The 16,677-nt window shown below is 59.4% G+C and carries 12 protein-coding genes and 1 pseudogene; 7 read left to right on the top strand and 6 right to left on the bottom strand.

Annotated features, from left to right (window positions below):
• Positions 1-111: 111 nt before the first annotated feature.
• Positions 112-951 (bottom strand): annotated as a pseudogene (locus AB4N92_RS06355) (HAMP domain-containing protein); the annotation flags it as partial.
• A gap of 348 nt (positions 952-1,299) precedes the next feature.
• Here AB4N92_RS06355 and AB4N92_RS06350 point away from each other — a divergent pair.
• Positions 1,300-2,778: a helicase HerA-like domain-containing protein gene (locus AB4N92_RS06350; RefSeq protein WP_031290541.1), complete on the top strand. Its 1,479-nt coding sequence runs from the start codon at positions 1,300-1,302 to the stop codon at positions 2,776-2,778.
• A gap of 4 nt (positions 2,779-2,782) precedes the next feature.
• Here the strand turns inward: AB4N92_RS06350 and AB4N92_RS06345 are convergent, their stop codons facing one another.
• Positions 2,783-3,238 carry a DUF721 domain-containing protein gene (locus tag AB4N92_RS06345; RefSeq protein WP_044287789.1) on the bottom strand — a complete coding sequence of 152 codons (456 nt, stop codon included), beginning with the start codon at positions 3,236-3,238 and terminating at the stop codon, positions 2,783-2,785.
• A 305-nt stretch (positions 3,239-3,543) separates the two neighbouring features.
• On the opposite strand from AB4N92_RS06345, the gene secA reads away from it, so the two are divergent.
• The 3 genes from secA (at position 3,544) to AB4N92_RS06330 (ending at position 8,579) form a co-directional block, all read left to right on the top strand.
• Positions 3,544-6,279, top strand: a complete 2,736-nt coding sequence (secA, locus tag AB4N92_RS06340) for a preprotein translocase subunit SecA (protein ID WP_021491226.1) — start codon at positions 3,544-3,546, stop codon at positions 6,277-6,279.
• A gap of 124 nt (positions 6,280-6,403) precedes the next feature.
• A complete protein-coding gene (gene argJ, locus AB4N92_RS06335) occupies positions 6,404-7,621 on the top strand; it encodes a bifunctional glutamate N-acetyltransferase/amino-acid acetyltransferase ArgJ (RefSeq protein ID WP_021491227.1) in 1,218 nt (405 codons plus the stop codon).
• Between the two features lie 13 nt (positions 7,622-7,634).
• Positions 7,635-8,579, top strand: a complete 945-nt coding sequence (locus AB4N92_RS06330) for a Nudix family hydrolase (protein ID WP_069672751.1) — start codon at positions 7,635-7,637, stop codon at positions 8,577-8,579.
• A gap of 125 nt (positions 8,580-8,704) precedes the next feature.
• Here AB4N92_RS06330 and AB4N92_RS06325 read toward each other — a convergent pair whose 3' ends face one another.
• The 3 genes from AB4N92_RS06325 to AB4N92_RS06315 are packed head-to-tail and all read right to left on the bottom strand — an operon-like array spanning position 8,705 to position 12,286.
• Positions 8,705-9,283: a cob(I)yrinic acid a,c-diamide adenosyltransferase gene (locus AB4N92_RS06325; protein WP_236266851.1), complete on the bottom strand. Its 579-nt coding sequence runs from the start codon at positions 9,281-9,283 to the stop codon at positions 8,705-8,707.
• Positions 9,284-9,285: 2 nt separating this feature from the next.
• Positions 9,286-11,322, bottom strand: coding sequence for a sensor histidine kinase (locus AB4N92_RS06320; protein WP_021491230.1), 2,037 nt, complete (start codon positions 11,320-11,322; stop codon positions 9,286-9,288).
• A 46-nt stretch (positions 11,323-11,368) separates the two neighbouring features.
• The gene (locus AB4N92_RS06315; RefSeq protein ID WP_021491231.1) at positions 11,369-12,286 is read right to left on the bottom strand and encodes a putative 2-dehydropantoate 2-reductase; all 918 of its coding nucleotides are present in this window, start codon (positions 12,284-12,286) and stop codon (positions 11,369-11,371) included.
• Between the two features lie 123 nt (positions 12,287-12,409).
• On the opposite strand from AB4N92_RS06315, the gene AB4N92_RS06310 reads away from it, so the two are divergent.
• On the top strand, positions 12,410-12,895 hold the full coding sequence (locus AB4N92_RS06310) for a YajQ family cyclic di-GMP-binding protein (RefSeq protein WP_010208088.1): 486 nt from the start codon (positions 12,410-12,412) through the stop codon (positions 12,893-12,895).
• A gap of 135 nt (positions 12,896-13,030) precedes the next feature.
• Positions 13,031-13,873: a mechanosensitive ion channel family protein gene (locus AB4N92_RS06305; protein ID WP_010208089.1), complete on the top strand. Its 843-nt coding sequence runs from the start codon at positions 13,031-13,033 to the stop codon at positions 13,871-13,873.
• A 191-nt stretch (positions 13,874-14,064) separates the two neighbouring features.
• Here the strand turns inward: AB4N92_RS06305 and AB4N92_RS06300 are convergent, their stop codons facing one another.
• Positions 14,065-15,363, bottom strand: a complete 1,299-nt coding sequence (locus AB4N92_RS06300) for an OprD family porin (RefSeq protein ID WP_010208091.1) — start codon at positions 15,361-15,363, stop codon at positions 14,065-14,067.
• Between the two features lie 885 nt (positions 15,364-16,248).
• On the opposite strand from AB4N92_RS06300, the gene AB4N92_RS06295 reads away from it, so the two are divergent.
• Entirely contained in the window at positions 16,249-16,674 is a 426-nt protein-coding gene (locus AB4N92_RS06295) for an HIT domain-containing protein (protein WP_010208092.1), read from the top strand.
• Positions 16,675-16,677 lie beyond the last annotated feature (3 nt).

Genomic DNA, 16,677 nt, shown 5'->3' with positions numbered 1-16,677 from the left:
TGCCACCTCATTGACGTGCTCGGTGGCCGAGGACACTTCGCGAATCGACGTATGAATGCGTTCCACGAAGCGGTTGAAGGCGTTACCCAGCATGCCGAACTCATCGTGATTCTGGATGGTAAGGCGTCGAGTCAGATCTCCCTCGCCATCGGCGATGTCCTGCATGGCGCGCGTCATCAGATGCAGCGGTTGCAACAGGATACGGATCAGCATGCCGAGCAGGGCGATGATAATCACCACGGCGATGAATGTGGCGATGACTGCCGAGGTGCGAAATTCGCTGAGCATTGCGAAGGATTTGTCTTTATCGACTGAAATACCGAGGTACCAGTTCACCGAGGGCAGGCCCTTGATCGGTATAAAGGTCACGATATTGTCTTTGCCGTTGGCCTCGACTTCGCTGAAGTCCGCACTGATCTTCGGCGTATTTTTCGGATATACGTCGGCCAAGGTCTTCATCACCAGGTTTTTGTCCGGGTGTACCAGTACTTTGCCGTCGGCGCTGACCAGAAACGCGTAGCCCATGCCGCCGAAGTTCAGCGCGCCGATGTTGTCCACCAGGGTTTGCAGGCTCAGGTCGCCACCGACTACACCGATGCTCTGGGTGCCTTGAGTGCTGGGCGTGGCAACGGAAATGATCAGCTTGCCAGTGGCCGCATCGATATAAGGCTCGGTCAGGGTTGAGCCGTTACTGCTCTGGGCGCCCTTGTACCACGGGCGGACGCGTGGGTCGAAACCGTCCGGCATCTTGGTGTCGGGGCGGATGGTGAAGGCGCCCTTGCTGTCACCGACGTAGGTCGCCATGAATGAGGACGTCAGGGTTTTCTGTTCCAGCAGGCTGGCAACCGCGGACGGCTCGGGGTTGATGGCGATGTTTTGCGCGGCGTTTTCCACCAGGGCTATACGCCCGCCAAGCCAGGTTTGAATGTTGCTGGCGGTGACATCGCCCATTTCCTGCAGGTAATTGTTGAGATCGTCGCGAATTGCGTTGCGTTGCAGGTAGTCGTTGTAGAGGGTAAACAGCGCAAATGCGGCTATGACGATAAGGGAGGCTGCAAGCAGGATTTTGTGGCTGAAGCGCAGATTTTTATTCATGGCTTGTAGGGTCCGCTAAGGTCTTAATATCCGAAGCGCGTCCTCGTGGGAGGCGCAAAATGGCAGTGTCAAAAAAGGTGTGATACTTCTTGTGATGGTTCCGGTGGTCCCTGTGGGAACTATCTGTCCTATTTTTAGACTTTGTGGGTCTCACACTGATCTGTATCGACCTGGCGACACTAAAGATTAACCATGGGTGACGAAATGCCTGACTCCACGCAACTCCTAATCGGCGCCGGCCTCGACGGTCAGCCTATCGCCCAGGCCATGCGCCTGGCCAACCGTCACGGGTTGATCGCCGGTGCTACCGGCACGGGCAAAACCGTCACGCTGCAACGCCTGGCCGAAGCCTTCAGTGATGCCGGCGTGGCGGTGTTTGCCGCGGATATCAAGGGTGACCTGTGCGGCCTGGGCGCCGCGGCGAACCCGCAGGGCAAGGTCGCCGAGCGCATCGCCGGCATGCCGTTCCTCAATTACGCGGCCAAGGCTTATCCGGTCACGCTGTGGGATATCCACGGGCTGTCCGGTCATCCATTGCGTACCACTATCAGCGAAATGGGTCCCTTGCTGCTCGGTAGCCTGTTGGAACTCACCGACAGCCAGCAGTCGGCGCTTTACGCCGCGTTCAAGGTTGCGGACCGCGAAGGCCTGTTGTTGCTGGACCTCAAGGATCTCAAGGCGCTGCTTAACCACCTGCGCTATCACCCCGAACTCCTGGGCGAAGACGCGGCGCTGATGACCACCGGTTCCAGCCAGGCACTGTTGCGACGTCTGGCGGTGCTGGAGCAGCAGGGCGCCGAAGCCTTGTTTGGCGAGCCGGCCCTGCAGTTGGAAGATATCCTGCAACCCACCAGCGACGGTCGTGGGCGCATCCACCTGCTGGATGCCAGCCGGTTGGTGCACGAGGCGCCAAAGGTGTACGCGACCTTCCTGCTGTGGCTGTTGGCGGAGTTGTTCGAGCAACTGCCCGAGCGCGGAGACGCCGACAAACCGCTGCTCGCACTGTTTTTCGATGAGGCGCATTTACTGTTCGCCGACACGCCGAAGGCGTTGCAGGAACGTCTGGAGCAGGTGGTGCGGTTGATCCGCTCCAAAGGGGTGGGCGTGTATTTCGTCACCCAATCCCCGGGCGACTTGCCGGACAGTGTGCTGGCCCAGCTCGGCCTGCGCATTCAGCACGGCCTGCGTGCGTTTACTACCAAGGAACAGAAGTCCTTGCGCGCCGTCGCCGACGGTTTTCGGCCGAACCCGGCCTTTGATGCGCTTTCGGTATTGACCGAGCTGGGCACGGGTGAGGCTTTGGTGGGGACACTGCAGGAAAAGGGTACGCCGGAAGTCGTCCAGCGCGTCCTGGTCGCACCGCCGCAGTCACGGATCGGGCCGCTCAGCGAAGCCGAGCGTGCTGCAATGGTCGCCAGTTCGCCGTTGCTAGGCCGGTATGACAAGCCGATTGATCGGGAATCGGCTTATGAAGTGTTGATGGCACGCAAAGAGCTTGGGCCAAACGAGGAGGCCAAGCCGGCTGCCGAGGAACCCAGCTTCACCGATAAGGCCGGGGCGTTTCTCGGCACAACCGCAGGCAAGGCGCTGAAGTCCGCGATGCAGCAAGCTGCCAATCAGATGGGGCGGCAACTGGTGCGTGGCTTGTTGGGGTCGTTGTTGGGCGGCAGCAAGCGCAAGTAGCGATTCAGGGCTTGGGCTTGGCGTGGGCCGCCAGCCGCTCAAGCGCCGCGCGCAAGCCTGGGTTGCTGATCCCTTCTGCCGTTGCCTGGATGGTTTCGGCGGCATTGGGCGACAGATCATGAATATGCTCCACCACGCCAGGTTGGGTGGTGGGGGGTTGCACCTTGAACTGGATGCGCGTCAGGCCAGCGAATTCCTCAAAGGCCATCAATTGACGCTGCAGGCGTTTTTGCTGATAGCGCAAACGGGTCGCCCAGTGGCCATCTGTGACAATAAGCAGCAGGTTGCCTTCACGCCAGGACGCCACGCGGCAATGTTCGCGTGCGGCCGGTTGCAGCTGGGTTTCGAGCAGGCGTTGCAGACGGCCCAAGCGTTGGGCATGGCCAAAGATGGCTTTCAGCGGCTTGGCATCGCGAAGCAACACGGCGGGAGCACGGGCTGATAAGGGGCGAAATGCCATTATTGGACACCTTAAGTAACAGAGCCGCCATCTTAGCAGAACCCGCCTGTGTGCCCCCAGGCAATGCATCTCCGAGGTTTTATTCATGAAATCAATTGGTAACTTATGCGCTCCATGGGTTGAAGTTCCAGCAAAAGCCCTTATTTTAAACAAGCCCTCTCACAGCACCATGCCAGCCTCGGGGAACAACGCCACTTTCCTCACCCACGAATCCGGGTAGAATGCGCGTTCGCATGCGGCCGTGAGGGCTGCTCGGGCCACTCACGGTGCGCCCTCCATCCCTATGTGTGGAAGAACCTGCCGATATGTTTGCGCCTTTGTTAAAGAAACTTTTTGGAAGCAAGAATGAGCGCGAAGTCAAACGCATGCTCAAGACGGTGCAGCTGGTCAATGCCTTCGAAGAGCAGATGGTTGCCCTTTCGGACGAGCAATTGCGCGCCAAGACCCAAGAGTTCAAGGCCCGCATAGCCAAAGGTGAAACCCTCGACAAGCTGCTTCCCGAAGCCTTTGCGGTCGCCCGTGAAGCCGGTAAGCGTGTCATGGGCATGCGCCACTTCGACGTCCAGTTGATCGGCGGCATGACCTTGCATGAAGGCATGATTGCCGAAATGCGTACCGGTGAAGGCAAGACCCTGGTAGCAACCCTGGGCGTTTACCTCAACGCGCTGTCCGGCAAGGGCGTGCACGTTGTGACGGTGAACGACTACCTGGCGCGCCGGGACGCCAACTGGATGCGCCCGCTGTATGAATTCCTCGGCCTGACCGTCGGCGTGGTAACGCCGTTCCAGCCGCCGGAAGAGAAGCGTGCCGCCTACGCTGCCGACATCACCTACGGCACCAACAACGAATTCGGTTTCGACTACCTGCGCGACAACATGGCGTTCAGCATGGAAGAAAAATTCCAGCGCGAACTCAATTTTGCCGTCATCGACGAAGTCGACTCCATCCTCATCGACGAAGCCCGTACCCCTCTGATCATCTCCGGCCAGGCCGAAGACAGCTCGCGCCTGTACACCGAAATCAACAAGTTGATTCCGCGTCTGGAGCAGCACATCGAGGAAGTGGAAGGCGTGGTGACCAAAGAAGGTCACTTCAGCATCGACGAGAAGACCCGCCAGGTCGAACTCAACGAAGCCGGTCACCAGTTCGTCGAAGAGATGCTGACCCAGATCGGAGAGCTGGCCGAGGGTGAAAGCCTGTACTCGGCACATAACCTGGGCCTGTTGACCCACGTGTATGCCGGCCTGCGCGCCCACAAGCTGTTCCATCGCAACGTCGAATACATCGTGCAGGACGGCCAGGTCGTGCTGGTTGACGAACATACCGGCCGCACCATGCCGGGTCGCCGTCTGTCCGAAGGCCTGCACCAGGCCATCGAAGCCAAGGAAAACCTCAACATCCAGGCTGAAAGCCAGACGTTGGCGTCCACCACGTTCCAGAACTACTTCCGTCTGTACAACAAGCTGTCCGGCATGACCGGTACCGCAGACACCGAAGCGTTCGAATTCCACCAGATCTACAACCTGGCCGTGATGGTCATTCCGCCGAACAAGCCGTTGGCGCGTAAAGACTTCAACGACCTGGTGTTCCTGACTGCCGAAGAGAAATACGCGGCAATCATCAACGACATCAAGGACGGCATGGCCCAGGGTCGCCCGATCCTGGTGGGTACCGCCACCATCGAGACTTCCGAGCACGTATCGAACCTGCTCAATAAGGAAGGCATCGAGCACAAGGTCCTGAACGCCAAGTTCCACGAAAAAGAAGCCGAGATCATCGCCCAGGCCGGTCGCCCAGGCGCACTGACCATCGCGACCAACATGGCCGGTCGCGGTACCGACATCCTGTTGGGCGGTAACTGGGAAGTGGAAGTTGCGGCGCTCGAAAACCCGAGTCCCGAGCAGATCGCCCAGATCAAGGCCGACTGGCAGAAACGCCACCAGGCTGTTCTGGAGTCGGGTGGCTTGCAGGTGATCGCGTCCGAGCGTCATGAATCGCGCCGTATCGACAACCAGCTGCGTGGTCGTGCCGGTCGCCAAGGTGACGCCGGTTCCAGCCGTTTCTACCTGTCCTTGGAAGACAGTCTGATGCGCATCTTCGCCTCGGACCGCGTGAAGAACTTCATGAAGGCCCTGGGTATGCAGTCCGGCGAAGCGATTGAGCACCGCATGGTGACCAATGCCATCGAGAAGGCCCAGCGCAAGGTCGAAGGTCGCAACTTCGATATTCGTAAGCAACTGCTTGAGTTCGATGACGTCAACAACGAACAACGTAAAGTGATTTATCACATGCGTAACACGTTGCTGGCCGCCGACAATATTGGCGAGACCATCGCTGACTTCCGTCAGGACGTGCTCAACGCCACCGTCAGCGCCCACATCCCGCCACAGTCCCTGCCGGAGCAGTGGGATGTTGCCGGTCTGGAAGCCGCGTTGAAGAGCGATTTCGGTGTCGACCTGCCGGTTCAGCAGTGGCTGGATGAAGACGATCACCTGTACGAAGAAACCCTGCGCGAAAAACTGATGGCCGAGCTGTTGGCCGCGTACAACGAGAAAGAAGAGCAGGCGAGTGCCGAAGCACTGCGCACCTTCGAGAAACAAATCGTACTGCGCGTGCTGGACGATCTGTGGAAAGACCACCTGTCGACCATGGACCACCTGCGTCACGGCATCCACCTGCGTGGTTACGCCCAGAAGAACCCGAAGCAGGAGTACAAGCGCGAGTCGTTCACGCTGTTCTCCGAACTGCTGGATTCGATCAAGCGCGATTCGATTCGTGTGCTCTCCCACGTTCAGGTGCGTCGTGAAGACCCGATCGAGGAAGAAGCGCGCCTGCGTCAGGAAGCCGAGGCGCTGGCTGCGCGCATGCAGTTCCAGCATGACGAAGCACCGGGCCTGGAAGCGCCTGAGGTATTGGGCGAAGAGGTCGACGTGGCCCTGGCTCAAACCCCGGTTCGCAATGACCAGAAGCTGGGCCGCAACGAGCTGTGCTACTGCGGTTCGGGCAAGAAGTTCAAACACTGCCACGGCCAGATCGAATAAGCTTTCTGCCTGACGCTGCTACATCCTGCGCCGCGACCGGCCTCTGCCGTCGCGGCGTTTTGCCATTAATTTTGCCGTTGCTCACGACGGTACAGACATCATCTGATTTTTAAGGAGCGCATTCATGGCTGTTGGTCTTGGTCCTTTGCCCACATTGCACCCGGTTGCCGGTTTTGAACTCGGTATCGCTTCGGCCGGCATCAAGCGCCCGGGGCGCAAGGATGTGGTGGTGATGCGCTGTGCCGAAGGCTCGACCGTCGCCGGTGTGTTCACCCTCAACGCGTTCTGCGCCGCGCCGGTGATCCTGGCCAAGCAACGCGTTGCCGGCACGATCCGTTACCTGCTGACCAACACCGGCAACGCCAACGCCGGCACCGGCGAGCCAGGCCTGGTGGCAGCTGCGCGCACCTGCGCCAAGCTGGCCCAGTTGACCGGCGTGGACGCCAGCCAAGTGCTGCCTTACTCCACTGGTGTGATCGGTGAACCGCTGCCTGTCGAGAAAATCGAAGGTGCATTGCAAGCCGCGCTGGACGACCTGTCTGTGGATAACTGGGCCGCCGCCGCGACCGGCATCATGACCACCGACACCCTGCCGAAGGGCGCGAGCCGCCAGTTCGTGCACGACGGCGTGACCGTCACCGTGACCGGCATCAGCAAGGGCGCGGGCATGATCCGCCCGAACATGGCCACCATGCTCGGCTACATCGCCACCGACGCCAAGGTCTCCCGCGAGGTGTTGCACAGGCTGATCCTCGATGGCGCCAACAAGTCATTCAACCGCATCACCATCGATGGCGACACCTCGACCAACGACTGCTGCATGCTGATCGCCACCGGCCAGGCCAACCTGCCGGAAATCACCGAGGCCAGCGGCCCGTTGTTCGCGGCGTTGAAGCAGGCTGTGTTCGAAGTGTGCATGGAAGTGGCACAGGCCATCGTGCGTGACGGCGAGGGTGCGACCAAGTTCGTCACCGTTGAAGTGAATGGCGGCGGCAATCACCAGGAATGCCTGGATGTAGGCTACACCGTCGCGCATTCGCCGCTGATCAAGACGGCGCTGTTCGCCTCTGACCCGAACTGGGGCCGTATCCTGGCGGCTGTGGGCCGTGCCGGCGTGCCGGACCTGGACGTGAGCAAGATCGACGTGTTCCTCGGCGACGTGTGCATCGCCAGCCGTGGCGCCCGTGCCGAAACCTACACCGAGGCCCAGGGCTCGGCGGTGATGCAGCAGGAAGAAATCACCATCCGCATCGAACTGGGTCGCGGCGAGTGCAGCGAAACCATCTGGACCACCGACCTGTCCCACGAGTACGTGAAGATCAACGCGGAATACCGGACCTAAGAGGATAAGCGCGGTGAAACGAGTGCATGTAGCAGCAGCGGTGATCCGCGGTGTCGACGGCAAAATCCTGCTGGCGCGCCGCGCCGATACCCAGCACCAGGGCGGCCTCTGGGAATTCCCCGGCGGCAAGGTGGAAGCCGATGAATCGGTCGCCAACGCGCTGTCCCGCGAATTGCAGGAAGAGCTGGGCATTCAGGTCACTACCGCGCGGCCGCTGATCAAGGTGCAGCACGACTACCCGGACAAGCAGGTGTTGCTGGATGTCTGGGAAGTCTCGGCCTTTACCGGCGAGCCTCATGGTGTTGAAGGGCAGCCGCTGGAGTGGGTGGCCCCCCGAGACCTGCTCAACTATGCGTTTCCGGCCGCCAATGCGCCGATCGTTGCGGCGGCGCGCTTGCCTGCCGAGTACCTGATCACCCCAGGCGAACTGGAAACCCCGACGTTACTGCGGGGTATCCAGAAAGCCATTGCGGGCGGTATCAAACTGGTGCAACTGCGTGCGCCCAACGGCTACGACCCAAAATACCGCGACCTTGCGGTGGATGCGGTGGGCTTGTGCGCGGGTAAGGCTCAACTGATGCTCAAGGGGCCGTTTGAATGGTTGGGCGATTTTCCTGCAGCCGGCTGGCACATGACGGCGGCGCAACTGCGTAAATACGCCAGCAAGGGTCGCCCGCTGCCGAAGGATCGCTGGCTGGCGGCGTCGTGCCACAACGCAGAAGAGCTGGCATTGGCGGAAATGATGGACGTGGATTTTGTCACGCTGTCGCCGGTGCAGCCGACCCAGACGCATCCTGATGCGCAGCCGTTGGGTTGGGAGCAGGCGGTGGCGTTGATCCGAGGGTTCAGCAAGCCGGTGTTTCTGTTGGGTGGGGTTGGGCCTGCCGAGCGGGAAAAAGCTTGGGAGGCTGGGGCTCAGGGTGTGGCTGGGATTAGGGCGTTTTGGCCGGAAGTTTGATGCTGTTTTGACAGGCCTCTTCGCGAGCAGGCCCGCTCCCACATTTGACGGAGTTCCACCTTTGGAATGCAGTCAAATATGGGAGCGGGCTTGCTCGCGAAGGCGTCAGGCCAGACGCCTCATCATTAATGTGGCTTGGCCGCCGCCTGCCACAACACCTCGGCCACACCCTGGCGCTTGGCGATGACCCTGGCCGCCACGAACAGCAAATCCGACAACCGATTGATGTACGCCAACCCCACGCCTTCCAACGGCTCAACCGCATTCAACTGCTGACACCGCCGCTCCGCACTGCGCGCGAGGCTGCGGCATACATGGGCCTGGGCGATCAACGCCGAGCCACCCGGCAGGATGAAGTTCTCCAGCGGTCCCACGTCCTCATTCCAGCGGTCAATCGCTGCTTCCAGTCGGTCGACCTCCGCAGCGTTCAAGGCTTTATACACCGGCATTGCCAATTCACCCCCCAGGTCGAACAAACGATGCTGGCATGGCGTAAGCACCTCGATCACATCCTTAAGTTCCGGATGTTTGCCACTCTGTTCCTCCAGGCTGGCCAGCAATAAACCCAGCTGGCTGTTCAGCGTATCAACTTCACCAATCGCTTCCACCCGTGGGTGGTCCTTGGGCACACGGCGGCCATCGCCCAGGCCGGTTTCGCCCTTGTCGCCGGTGCGTGTATAGATCTTCGACAGGCGAATGCCCATGGTCATTGCTCCAGTTGGGTGAGTTCGTGAGGTGGCAGTTGGCTGCCAGCCAATGGCAGACGTAGCGTGAAGCACGTACCTTGGCCGAGGGTTGAATGCACTTCCATCTGGCCCTTATGGTTGTTGGTGATGATGAAATACGACACCGATAGCCCAAGCCCGGTGCCCTGGCCGATTTCCTTGGTGGTGAAGAACGGCTCGAAGGTGCGCTTGCGCACGTTTTCGCTCATGCCGATGCCGTTGTCTTCCACCTGGATTTCCGCCCAGGGCGGGTTGAGGCGCGTGCGTAGGATGATGCGCCCCGGTTCGCTGTCGTCTTCCCGCAGATGGATGGCCTGGGCCGCGTTTTTAAGCAGGTTGAGCAGCACCTGTTCCAACTCGTTGGCAGTGCCGGGCACCGGGCCGAGTTGAGGGTCGAACTGGCGAATGATCGCCTGGCCCTTGAAGTCGAAGCCGATGGCCAGGTCGAAATCGTTGCCGGCGATTTCCACAGCCTGGTCGATCAGCGCCGGTAGGTCGCAGGGCGCCATTTGTCGATTGCTGCGACGGCTGAAACTGAGCATGTGGGTGACGATCTTCGCCGCCCGCGCCCCAGCCTGCTGGATGCCATCAAGCAATTGCGGCACTTCGCGGCTTTGCAGGTAGCGGTTGACCGTTTCCAGCTCGATGCCCGCCTGCTGCGCATGCTCCAGGTTCTTGGGCAGGTCGGGGGACAGGCGGCGGCGGATGTTCTGCACGTTGTGCAGGATTGCTCCCAGCGGGTTGTTGATCTCATGGGCCATGCCGGCAGCCAGGCCACCCACGGAGAGCATTTTCTCCGACTGCACCATCATTTCTTCCAGAGACAGACGCTGAGTGATGTCATCGATACGGATCACCACGCCGCGCCCGGCCCCACCCATCAGCGGGTAGAAGGTCAGGGCGTAATGCTTGGCTTCGTCGTCCTTGAACCAGGTGACGCGTTCGATGCGTTCCACGGTGTGTTGTTCTACCGCTGCACGAATCTGCGGCAGGTACGGCTTGAGCGGTTGGAACGCCAGGTAGATCGGCTGGTTCAAGGCTTCGTCCAGGCGTGTGCCGGAGAGCGCGCTGGCCTCCTGGTTCCATTGGGTGACGTAAAGCTGTTCATCCAGGGCGATCAGCGCCGAGGGCATCGAGTCGATGATGCTGTTCAGGTAATTCTGGAAACCGGTGAGTTTCTTCTCGATCTTGCTGCGAACCTGCACTTCCAGTTCCAGCTTGCGGTTGGTGTGGCGCGTTTCTTCCGCCAAGCCTTGCGCCTGGTCATACGCCGCCTGGGAGTCGTCGCGCGCGCGTTTGAGCTGCTGCTCACGGGCTTCAATGCGCGACAGCATGGTGTTGAAGGCTTCGGCCAGGCTGCCGATCTCATCGTGATTGCCACGGCCGGCGCGCAGGGCGTAGTTCTCTTCGCGGGTGACCTGACGCGAGAGTTCTTCCAGCTCGTGGATTGGCCGGGTGATCAGGCGTTTGATCTGACGGGCGATGACCAGCCACAGCAGCACGCTGAAAATCAGGATGCCCAGGCTGGCCGTCAACGTGCCGGTATAAAACGCCACCGGCAGCTCGCTACTGGCGACCAGCAGTAGATGCCCGGACGGCTGGCCGGCCCGGGGCAGGGTGATGATCTGGTTATTGCGAAACTCGGTCACACGCCAGGCTTCGATATGCCGATAGTTGTCCGGCAGGTGCAGGCGGTCGCCGTGTTGCATCTGAGCCAGGCGGTTGCCGTCGCCGTCGTACAGGGCCGCGGCGCGCAACGGCGAATAACTGGTCAGCTCGTTGAGCAGCGCGTCAGCCTTGGCAGGCGATTCGAGGGCTTCGGCGGCGAGCGCCGGGTTGGACACCAGGCGACCAATGGCCTGCAAGGCCTGGGGCGCCATGCTTTCCTGGGAGATCCAGTAGGCGGCGCTGATAAAGGTCAGGTTGGCCACCAGCAATACCGTGGTCAACAGCACCAGCAAGGCGGCCAGCAGTTTCTGCCCGACCGGTAGGTTTTCAAGACGCTGGCGCAGCGGCATCAGGGTTTTCCCAGGAGATAGACAGGCGGGCAGGGTAGCGCGTGGCTCAGTCGCGGGGCAATCCGCGTGCAAGCAACTGCTCGACCAGGCGCACTTGCAACTGTTGAAGGTGCGGCAGGTTCAGTTGGTGACGGGCGGCCGCCTGGCAAGCATAGCCCAATAGGTAGCTGATTTCGGTGCGACGGCCGGCGGCCACGTCCTGGTACATGGAGGAGTAATTCGCGGCGGTGGCCTGGATCACCCGTTCCACTTCGTGTTGCAGATCCAGCGCGGCAGCGGGTTGGCCACAGCATTCCAGCAGTTCGACGAGTTCAGCGCACAAGGTGGCGACTTCGCATTGATGGGCCTGCAGTTCTCCATTGCGGCACTGATACAGCACGGTCAGCGGATTGATGGCGCAATTGAGCCCCAGCTTGCGCCATAGCCGGGTGAGGATATCGGTGCTCCAGTCGTGGGGGATACCGGCGGCGTGCAAGTCGTCCAGCCACACGGGCGGGGTAGGGTGGCTCGCGTCGCCCAGCCAGGTGTATCCATGGCCGGCAAACACCACGCGCCAGTCGCCATCGCGAAAGGCGCCTTCGGTACTGGAGGCAAAGATGCAACGCGCCTGGGGCAACTGCGCGGCGACAGCATCCTGGCTGCCCAGGCCGTTTTGCAGCAGGATCAGTTCGGCGTCGGGCGCCAGTCGATGGTGCAGCTGGGCGACTGCGCTTTGGGCGTCATAGGCTTTGCATGCCACCAGCAGGCGATGAATCGGCCCAGGGCTGTCGGGTGTTTCGCCTATCACTGGGTAGCTGTGTTCTACGCCATGTTCCACCAAGGTCAGCCCCTGGGCTGCCTGATAGCTGGCCAGGCGCGCCTCATCACGCAGGATCAACCTGACGGGCACGCCCGCGCGCGCCAGACGTGTGGCCCAGAGTGTACCCAGGCTGCCGGCGCCGAGAATATGCCAGGTGGTCGACATCAGTTTTTGCTCCGTAGGGTCGCCCGCAGCGAACGGGACGAAAGAACCGCTATAATGCCTCGGCATTTTAGCTTGGGCGCGCTCCATCTCTACTGAGCCCGCCCCTTATATTGGAGAAATGACATGCCTTCGTTCGACGTGGTATCCGAACTGGACAAACACGAAGTCACCAACGCCGTCGAGAACGCCGTCAAGGAGCTGGACCGTCGCTATGACTTGAAAGGCAAGGGCAGCTTCGAATTCAAGGAAAAAGAGCTGACCGTCAACCTGACCGCTGAAGCCGATTTCCAGCTGGAAGCGATGATCGAGATCCTCAAGCTGTCCCTGGTCAAGCGCAAGATCGACGCGCAATGCCTTGAAATCAAGGACGCCTACGCCTCCGGCAAGCTGATGAAGCAAGAAGCCATCCTCAAGGAAGGCATCGACAAGGAGCTGGCAAAGAAGATCGTTGCTCACATCAAGGACGCCAAGCTGAAAGTCCAGGCTGCCATCCAGGGTGAGCAGGTTCGCGTGACCGGCAAGAAGCGTGACGACCTGCAAGAGGCCATCGCGGCCCTGCGCGCCAAGACCTTCGACATGCCGCTGCAGTTCAATAACTTCCGCGACTGATGGCACATTGGGGAACCTGTGGGCGTTTTTGACGTCCCACGCCCCAGAACCAGCGCCGACTATTGAGCCCTACGGGGCTCAATTGCATTTATGGCCATTCAATACGCCGAGCATCCGGTAAACAGGAGAATGTAGATGGATTTGAACGCTGAAGTGGATCACCTGATCAAGACCTCAGAATCGTGGTTGCCGATGATCATGGAATACGGCAGCCGGTTTTTGCTGGCAGTGGTCACCCTGGCCATCGGTTGGTGGCTGATCAACGTATTGACCCACCGAGTGGGACGTTTGCTGGCCCTGCGTAACGCCGACCTGGCGCTGCAACACTTCATTACCAGCCTGGCGAACATTGCGCTCAAGGTCATGCTGGTGGTCAACGTGGCCTCCATGATCGGCGTAGCCACCACCTCGTTCGTGGCCGCGATCGGTGCCGCCACCCTGGCCATCGGCCTGGCACTGCAAGGCAGCCTGGCGAACTTCGCCGGCGGTGTGCTGATTCTGTTGTTCCGCCCGTTCCGTATTGGTGACTGGATCGAAGCCCAGGGCACATCCGGCACCGTCGACAGCATCCAGATCTTCCACACCGTGCTGCGCACCGGTGACAACAAGACCGTGATCATCCCTAACGGCAGCCTGTCCAACGGGCTCATCACCAACACCAATCGTCAGCCGACCCGCAAGGTGGTGTTTGATGTGGGTGTCGACTATGAAGCCGACCTGCAGAAAGCCCGTGAAGTGCTGTTGGAGCTGGCCAAAGACCCACGTGTGTTGGCAGACCCGGCCGCAGTGGCGGTGGTTTCGACCTTGGGTGACAGTTCGATCACTGTTTCCCTGCGTTGCTGGACAAAGACCGCGGATTATTGGGATGTAGTGTTCATGCTGAACGAACTGGCACGTGACCGTTTGAAAGCGGCGGGGATTGATATTCCGTTTCCGCAGCGGGTTATTCGTGTGATGCAGGAAACAGTTGCCAAGTAATGTGAAGTATTGGTCGTGAACTTGGCCGTTAGGTCAGGTTCAGGACGCAAGCGTTAATCTCGTTAGTTAGCTTGCTAGTTATTTCCTGCTGAAACATTACAGCCATTAAAAAACCGCTCCGTTGTTAAACAAGGGAGCGGCTTTTTGTTTAAGGCCGTAGCCTTAAGTCATCGCTGTAATAAAACTGTCAATTACAGGATGTTCAGCGGGTAGTTCGCGATCAGACGCAGTTCGTCGATGGACGAAGAACCGTAGTACACGCCATCAGACGAACGATAGGTCGCTTGACGTATACGCAGGCTCAGGTCTTTAGCCGGGCCGCTCTGGATCACGTACTTGGCTTCGATGTCGCGTTCCCACTCTTTACCGTTCGAGGTGGTGGCGGTGTTGGCGCCGCTACCGGTCACGTAACGAGTCATGAAGCTCAGACCAGGAATGCCGAAGGTAGCCATGTTGATGTCATAACGCGCCTGGTAAGACTTCTCGCCTTCGGCGTTGAAGTCGGAACGGGCGATGGAGTTGGCCAGGAACACTGTGCCGCCGCCGTCTACGCCGTAGCCGTAGTCGCCGTCACCGGTAACTTTCTGGGCTGCCAGGGTGAAGGTGTGAGCACCGATGGTGTAGGCACCCTGCAAGCTGAACGCACGGTTGTCGAGCTTGGTGCGTTCTGCGAACGGCAGACCGTTGTCTTTGTAAGCACGTTGCAGGCCTTCGCCGTCGCTCTTGGTGTCGTAGATGTTGAAGTCCAAGGCAAACGACTGGTCGTCACTCAGCGCGTGGGTCCAGTTCAGGTTGCTGTAGTACTTACGGAAATAATCTTCAGTTTTTGCGTAGTACAGGCTACCGGTGAACTCGGGGGTGAAGGAGTAGACACCGCCGACGAAGTCGGTTTTGGTCAGGCCCAGGCTGTCATGGTAGGTCTGGTTCTGCGCGACGCTGGAAGTGAAGTGACCGCCTTCGAGCTTCAGGCCCTTGATCTCGTTGCTGGTGATCGAGATACCCTGCGGCAGCTCTGGCAGCAAACGGCTGTCGTCGGAGGCGAATACTGGGGCTGTGGTGTATTGGTCACCCACTTTCAGCACAGTATCGGAGATACGGAATTTAACCGCGCCGCCGCCTTTGGAGTAGTCATCTTGCGAACGACCGTCGGAACCGGTTGGGAACAGACCGGTACCGGCACGACCCTTGCCACTGTCGAGCTTGACGCCCAGCAGGCCGATCACGTCAACACCGACACCGATGGTGCCTTGGGTGAAGCCCGATTGGTAGAGGGCGTTGAAGCCCAGGCCGGTTTCTTCGGCACGGCTCTGGGAGCCTGGGCCCGACGGGTTGTTACGGAAGTCGCGGCTGAAGTACAGAGCGCGAGTATTAATGCTGAAAGTGCTGTCTTCAACAAAGCCTTTGGAATCGCTTTGGGCGGACGCCATTGCGAACTGCGTAGTGCCTGCTGAAACAGCCAGGGCGATCATGCTCCACTTCATCACGCGCATCGTGATTTGCTCCTTTGGTTTTAGGAAGAGTACTGCCGTCCCACCTATATTTTTGTCTGGGCGGCTCTTTCTTTTTGTGTCGGCGCAAAGTTATATCACGCTGACAATATTGGCGATACTTGCCCAACTTTCCTTTCAGCTTCTTTACGAGCTTGTCGTAGATTGCTAGATCCATGTCGCAAATTCACAGCCTCACTGTAACGAGGCTGACAACTTCAATACTGTTTCCAAGCCGTTAAAAGAACGCAAAAAACGTTACTTTCCAGGATTTATTCCAGGGTTTGGAATCTTCCTTGGTGCGCATTGAACCGCTGCTGTTTTCATCGCGAAACACCTGCTTCCGTTCCGGTGCCGTTGCCGACGATAGGCGGATGAATGCAGCAAGCGTGCCCAAACCGTAAATCGAATGTCATTTTTTCGTGAAAAACGTTACCGCTTCGTGAAATCCGCATAAACACGGGGTTTTTACGCCGAATGGTTTGGCCTTGACGCGCGTGCTCTGCCTTGCTCAAGGGGAGCCTAAATTCCGTATCTGCGATAAACGTTACCCGTTCACCCCAATCAGTGGGTAGTCGGCGGATCTCTTTGAGGCGTGGTTGGGTCATTTTGGTGCATGCCCTCTGATGCCTCAGTTGTTGGATGATGGCTCAATGCCTTGTTTTGTGAAGCCTCTGCATCGGGGGCTCTCGTCGCAAAGCGTTGTTCAACGGTGGGTCAATCGCCGCGGGATTGGTGATTGAGCGTAGTCGAAAAATCCGTTTGGCTCGAAATGGTGCGCTTTTTTCTCCACGCCTTGCCTGGGGGCGCATTGGTCGGCGTGAAGCGATAGCGATTCGCGGGTATGCTGGGGACCTTGAACCTGACCTGCCGAACGGAGTGCCTGCAGTGTTCGCTTTAGATCAACGCCTTCAACAAGACACACTGGTCATCGGGGATTTCCCCCTGTGCCGCCTGCTGCTGTCCAATGACTCGAACTACCCCTGGTTCATTCTGGTGCCGCGAATCAACGGTATCAGTGAAGTGTTTCAACTGGATGTCGCGGACCAGCAGCGCTTGTGGCAAGAAACCACTACCTTGGCCCAGATGCTGAATGAAGGCTTTTGCGCCGACAAAATGAACATCGGTGCCCTGGGCAATGTAGTCAGCCAGTTGCACGTGCACGTGATCGTGCGCAAACGTGATGATGCCGCCTGGCCGGCGCCGGTATGGGGCAAACATCCGGCGCTGCCGTATACCGATGAGCAAGTGGCAACTGTCCGTGCTCGCCTGCGCGCGCTGTTGCCCGCCGACTTCGTCTTTACCCAGGGTTGAATC

Source organism: Pseudomonas sp. S3_A09 (assembly GCF_054668065.1).
This window is presented reverse-complemented; position numbering and strand designations above follow the sequence as displayed.

Excerpts from the sequence above, each read along its gene's own strand:
- argJ (WP_021491227.1), top strand. The coding sequence starts at position 6,404 with ATGGCTGTTGGTCTTGGTCCTTTGCCCACATTGCACCCGGTTGCCGGT.
- AB4N92_RS06305 (WP_010208089.1), top strand. The coding sequence starts at position 13,031 with ATGGATTTGAACGCTGAAGTGGATCACCTGATCAAGACCTCAGAATCG.
- AB4N92_RS06350 (WP_031290541.1), top strand. The coding sequence starts at position 1,300 with ATGCCTGACTCCACGCAACTCCTAATCGGCGCCGGCCTCGACGGTCAG.
- secA (WP_021491226.1), top strand. The coding sequence starts at position 3,544 with ATGTTTGCGCCTTTGTTAAAGAAACTTTTTGGAAGCAAGAATGAGCGC.
- AB4N92_RS06345 (WP_044287789.1), bottom strand. The coding sequence starts at position 3,238 with ATGGCATTTCGCCCCTTATCAGCCCGTGCTCCCGCCGTGTTGCTTCGC.
- AB4N92_RS06320 (WP_021491230.1), bottom strand. The coding sequence starts at position 11,322 with ATGCCGCTGCGCCAGCGTCTTGAAAACCTACCGGTCGGGCAGAAACTG.
- AB4N92_RS06300 (WP_010208091.1), bottom strand. The coding sequence starts at position 15,363 with ATGCGCGTGATGAAGTGGAGCATGATCGCCCTGGCTGTTTCAGCAGGC.
- AB4N92_RS06315 (WP_021491231.1), bottom strand. The coding sequence starts at position 12,286 with ATGTCGACCACCTGGCATATTCTCGGCGCCGGCAGCCTGGGTACACTC.
- AB4N92_RS06310 (WP_010208088.1), top strand. The coding sequence starts at position 12,410 with ATGCCTTCGTTCGACGTGGTATCCGAACTGGACAAACACGAAGTCACC.
- AB4N92_RS06325 (WP_236266851.1), bottom strand. The coding sequence starts at position 9,283 with ATGGGCATTCGCCTGTCGAAGATCTATACACGCACCGGCGACAAGGGC.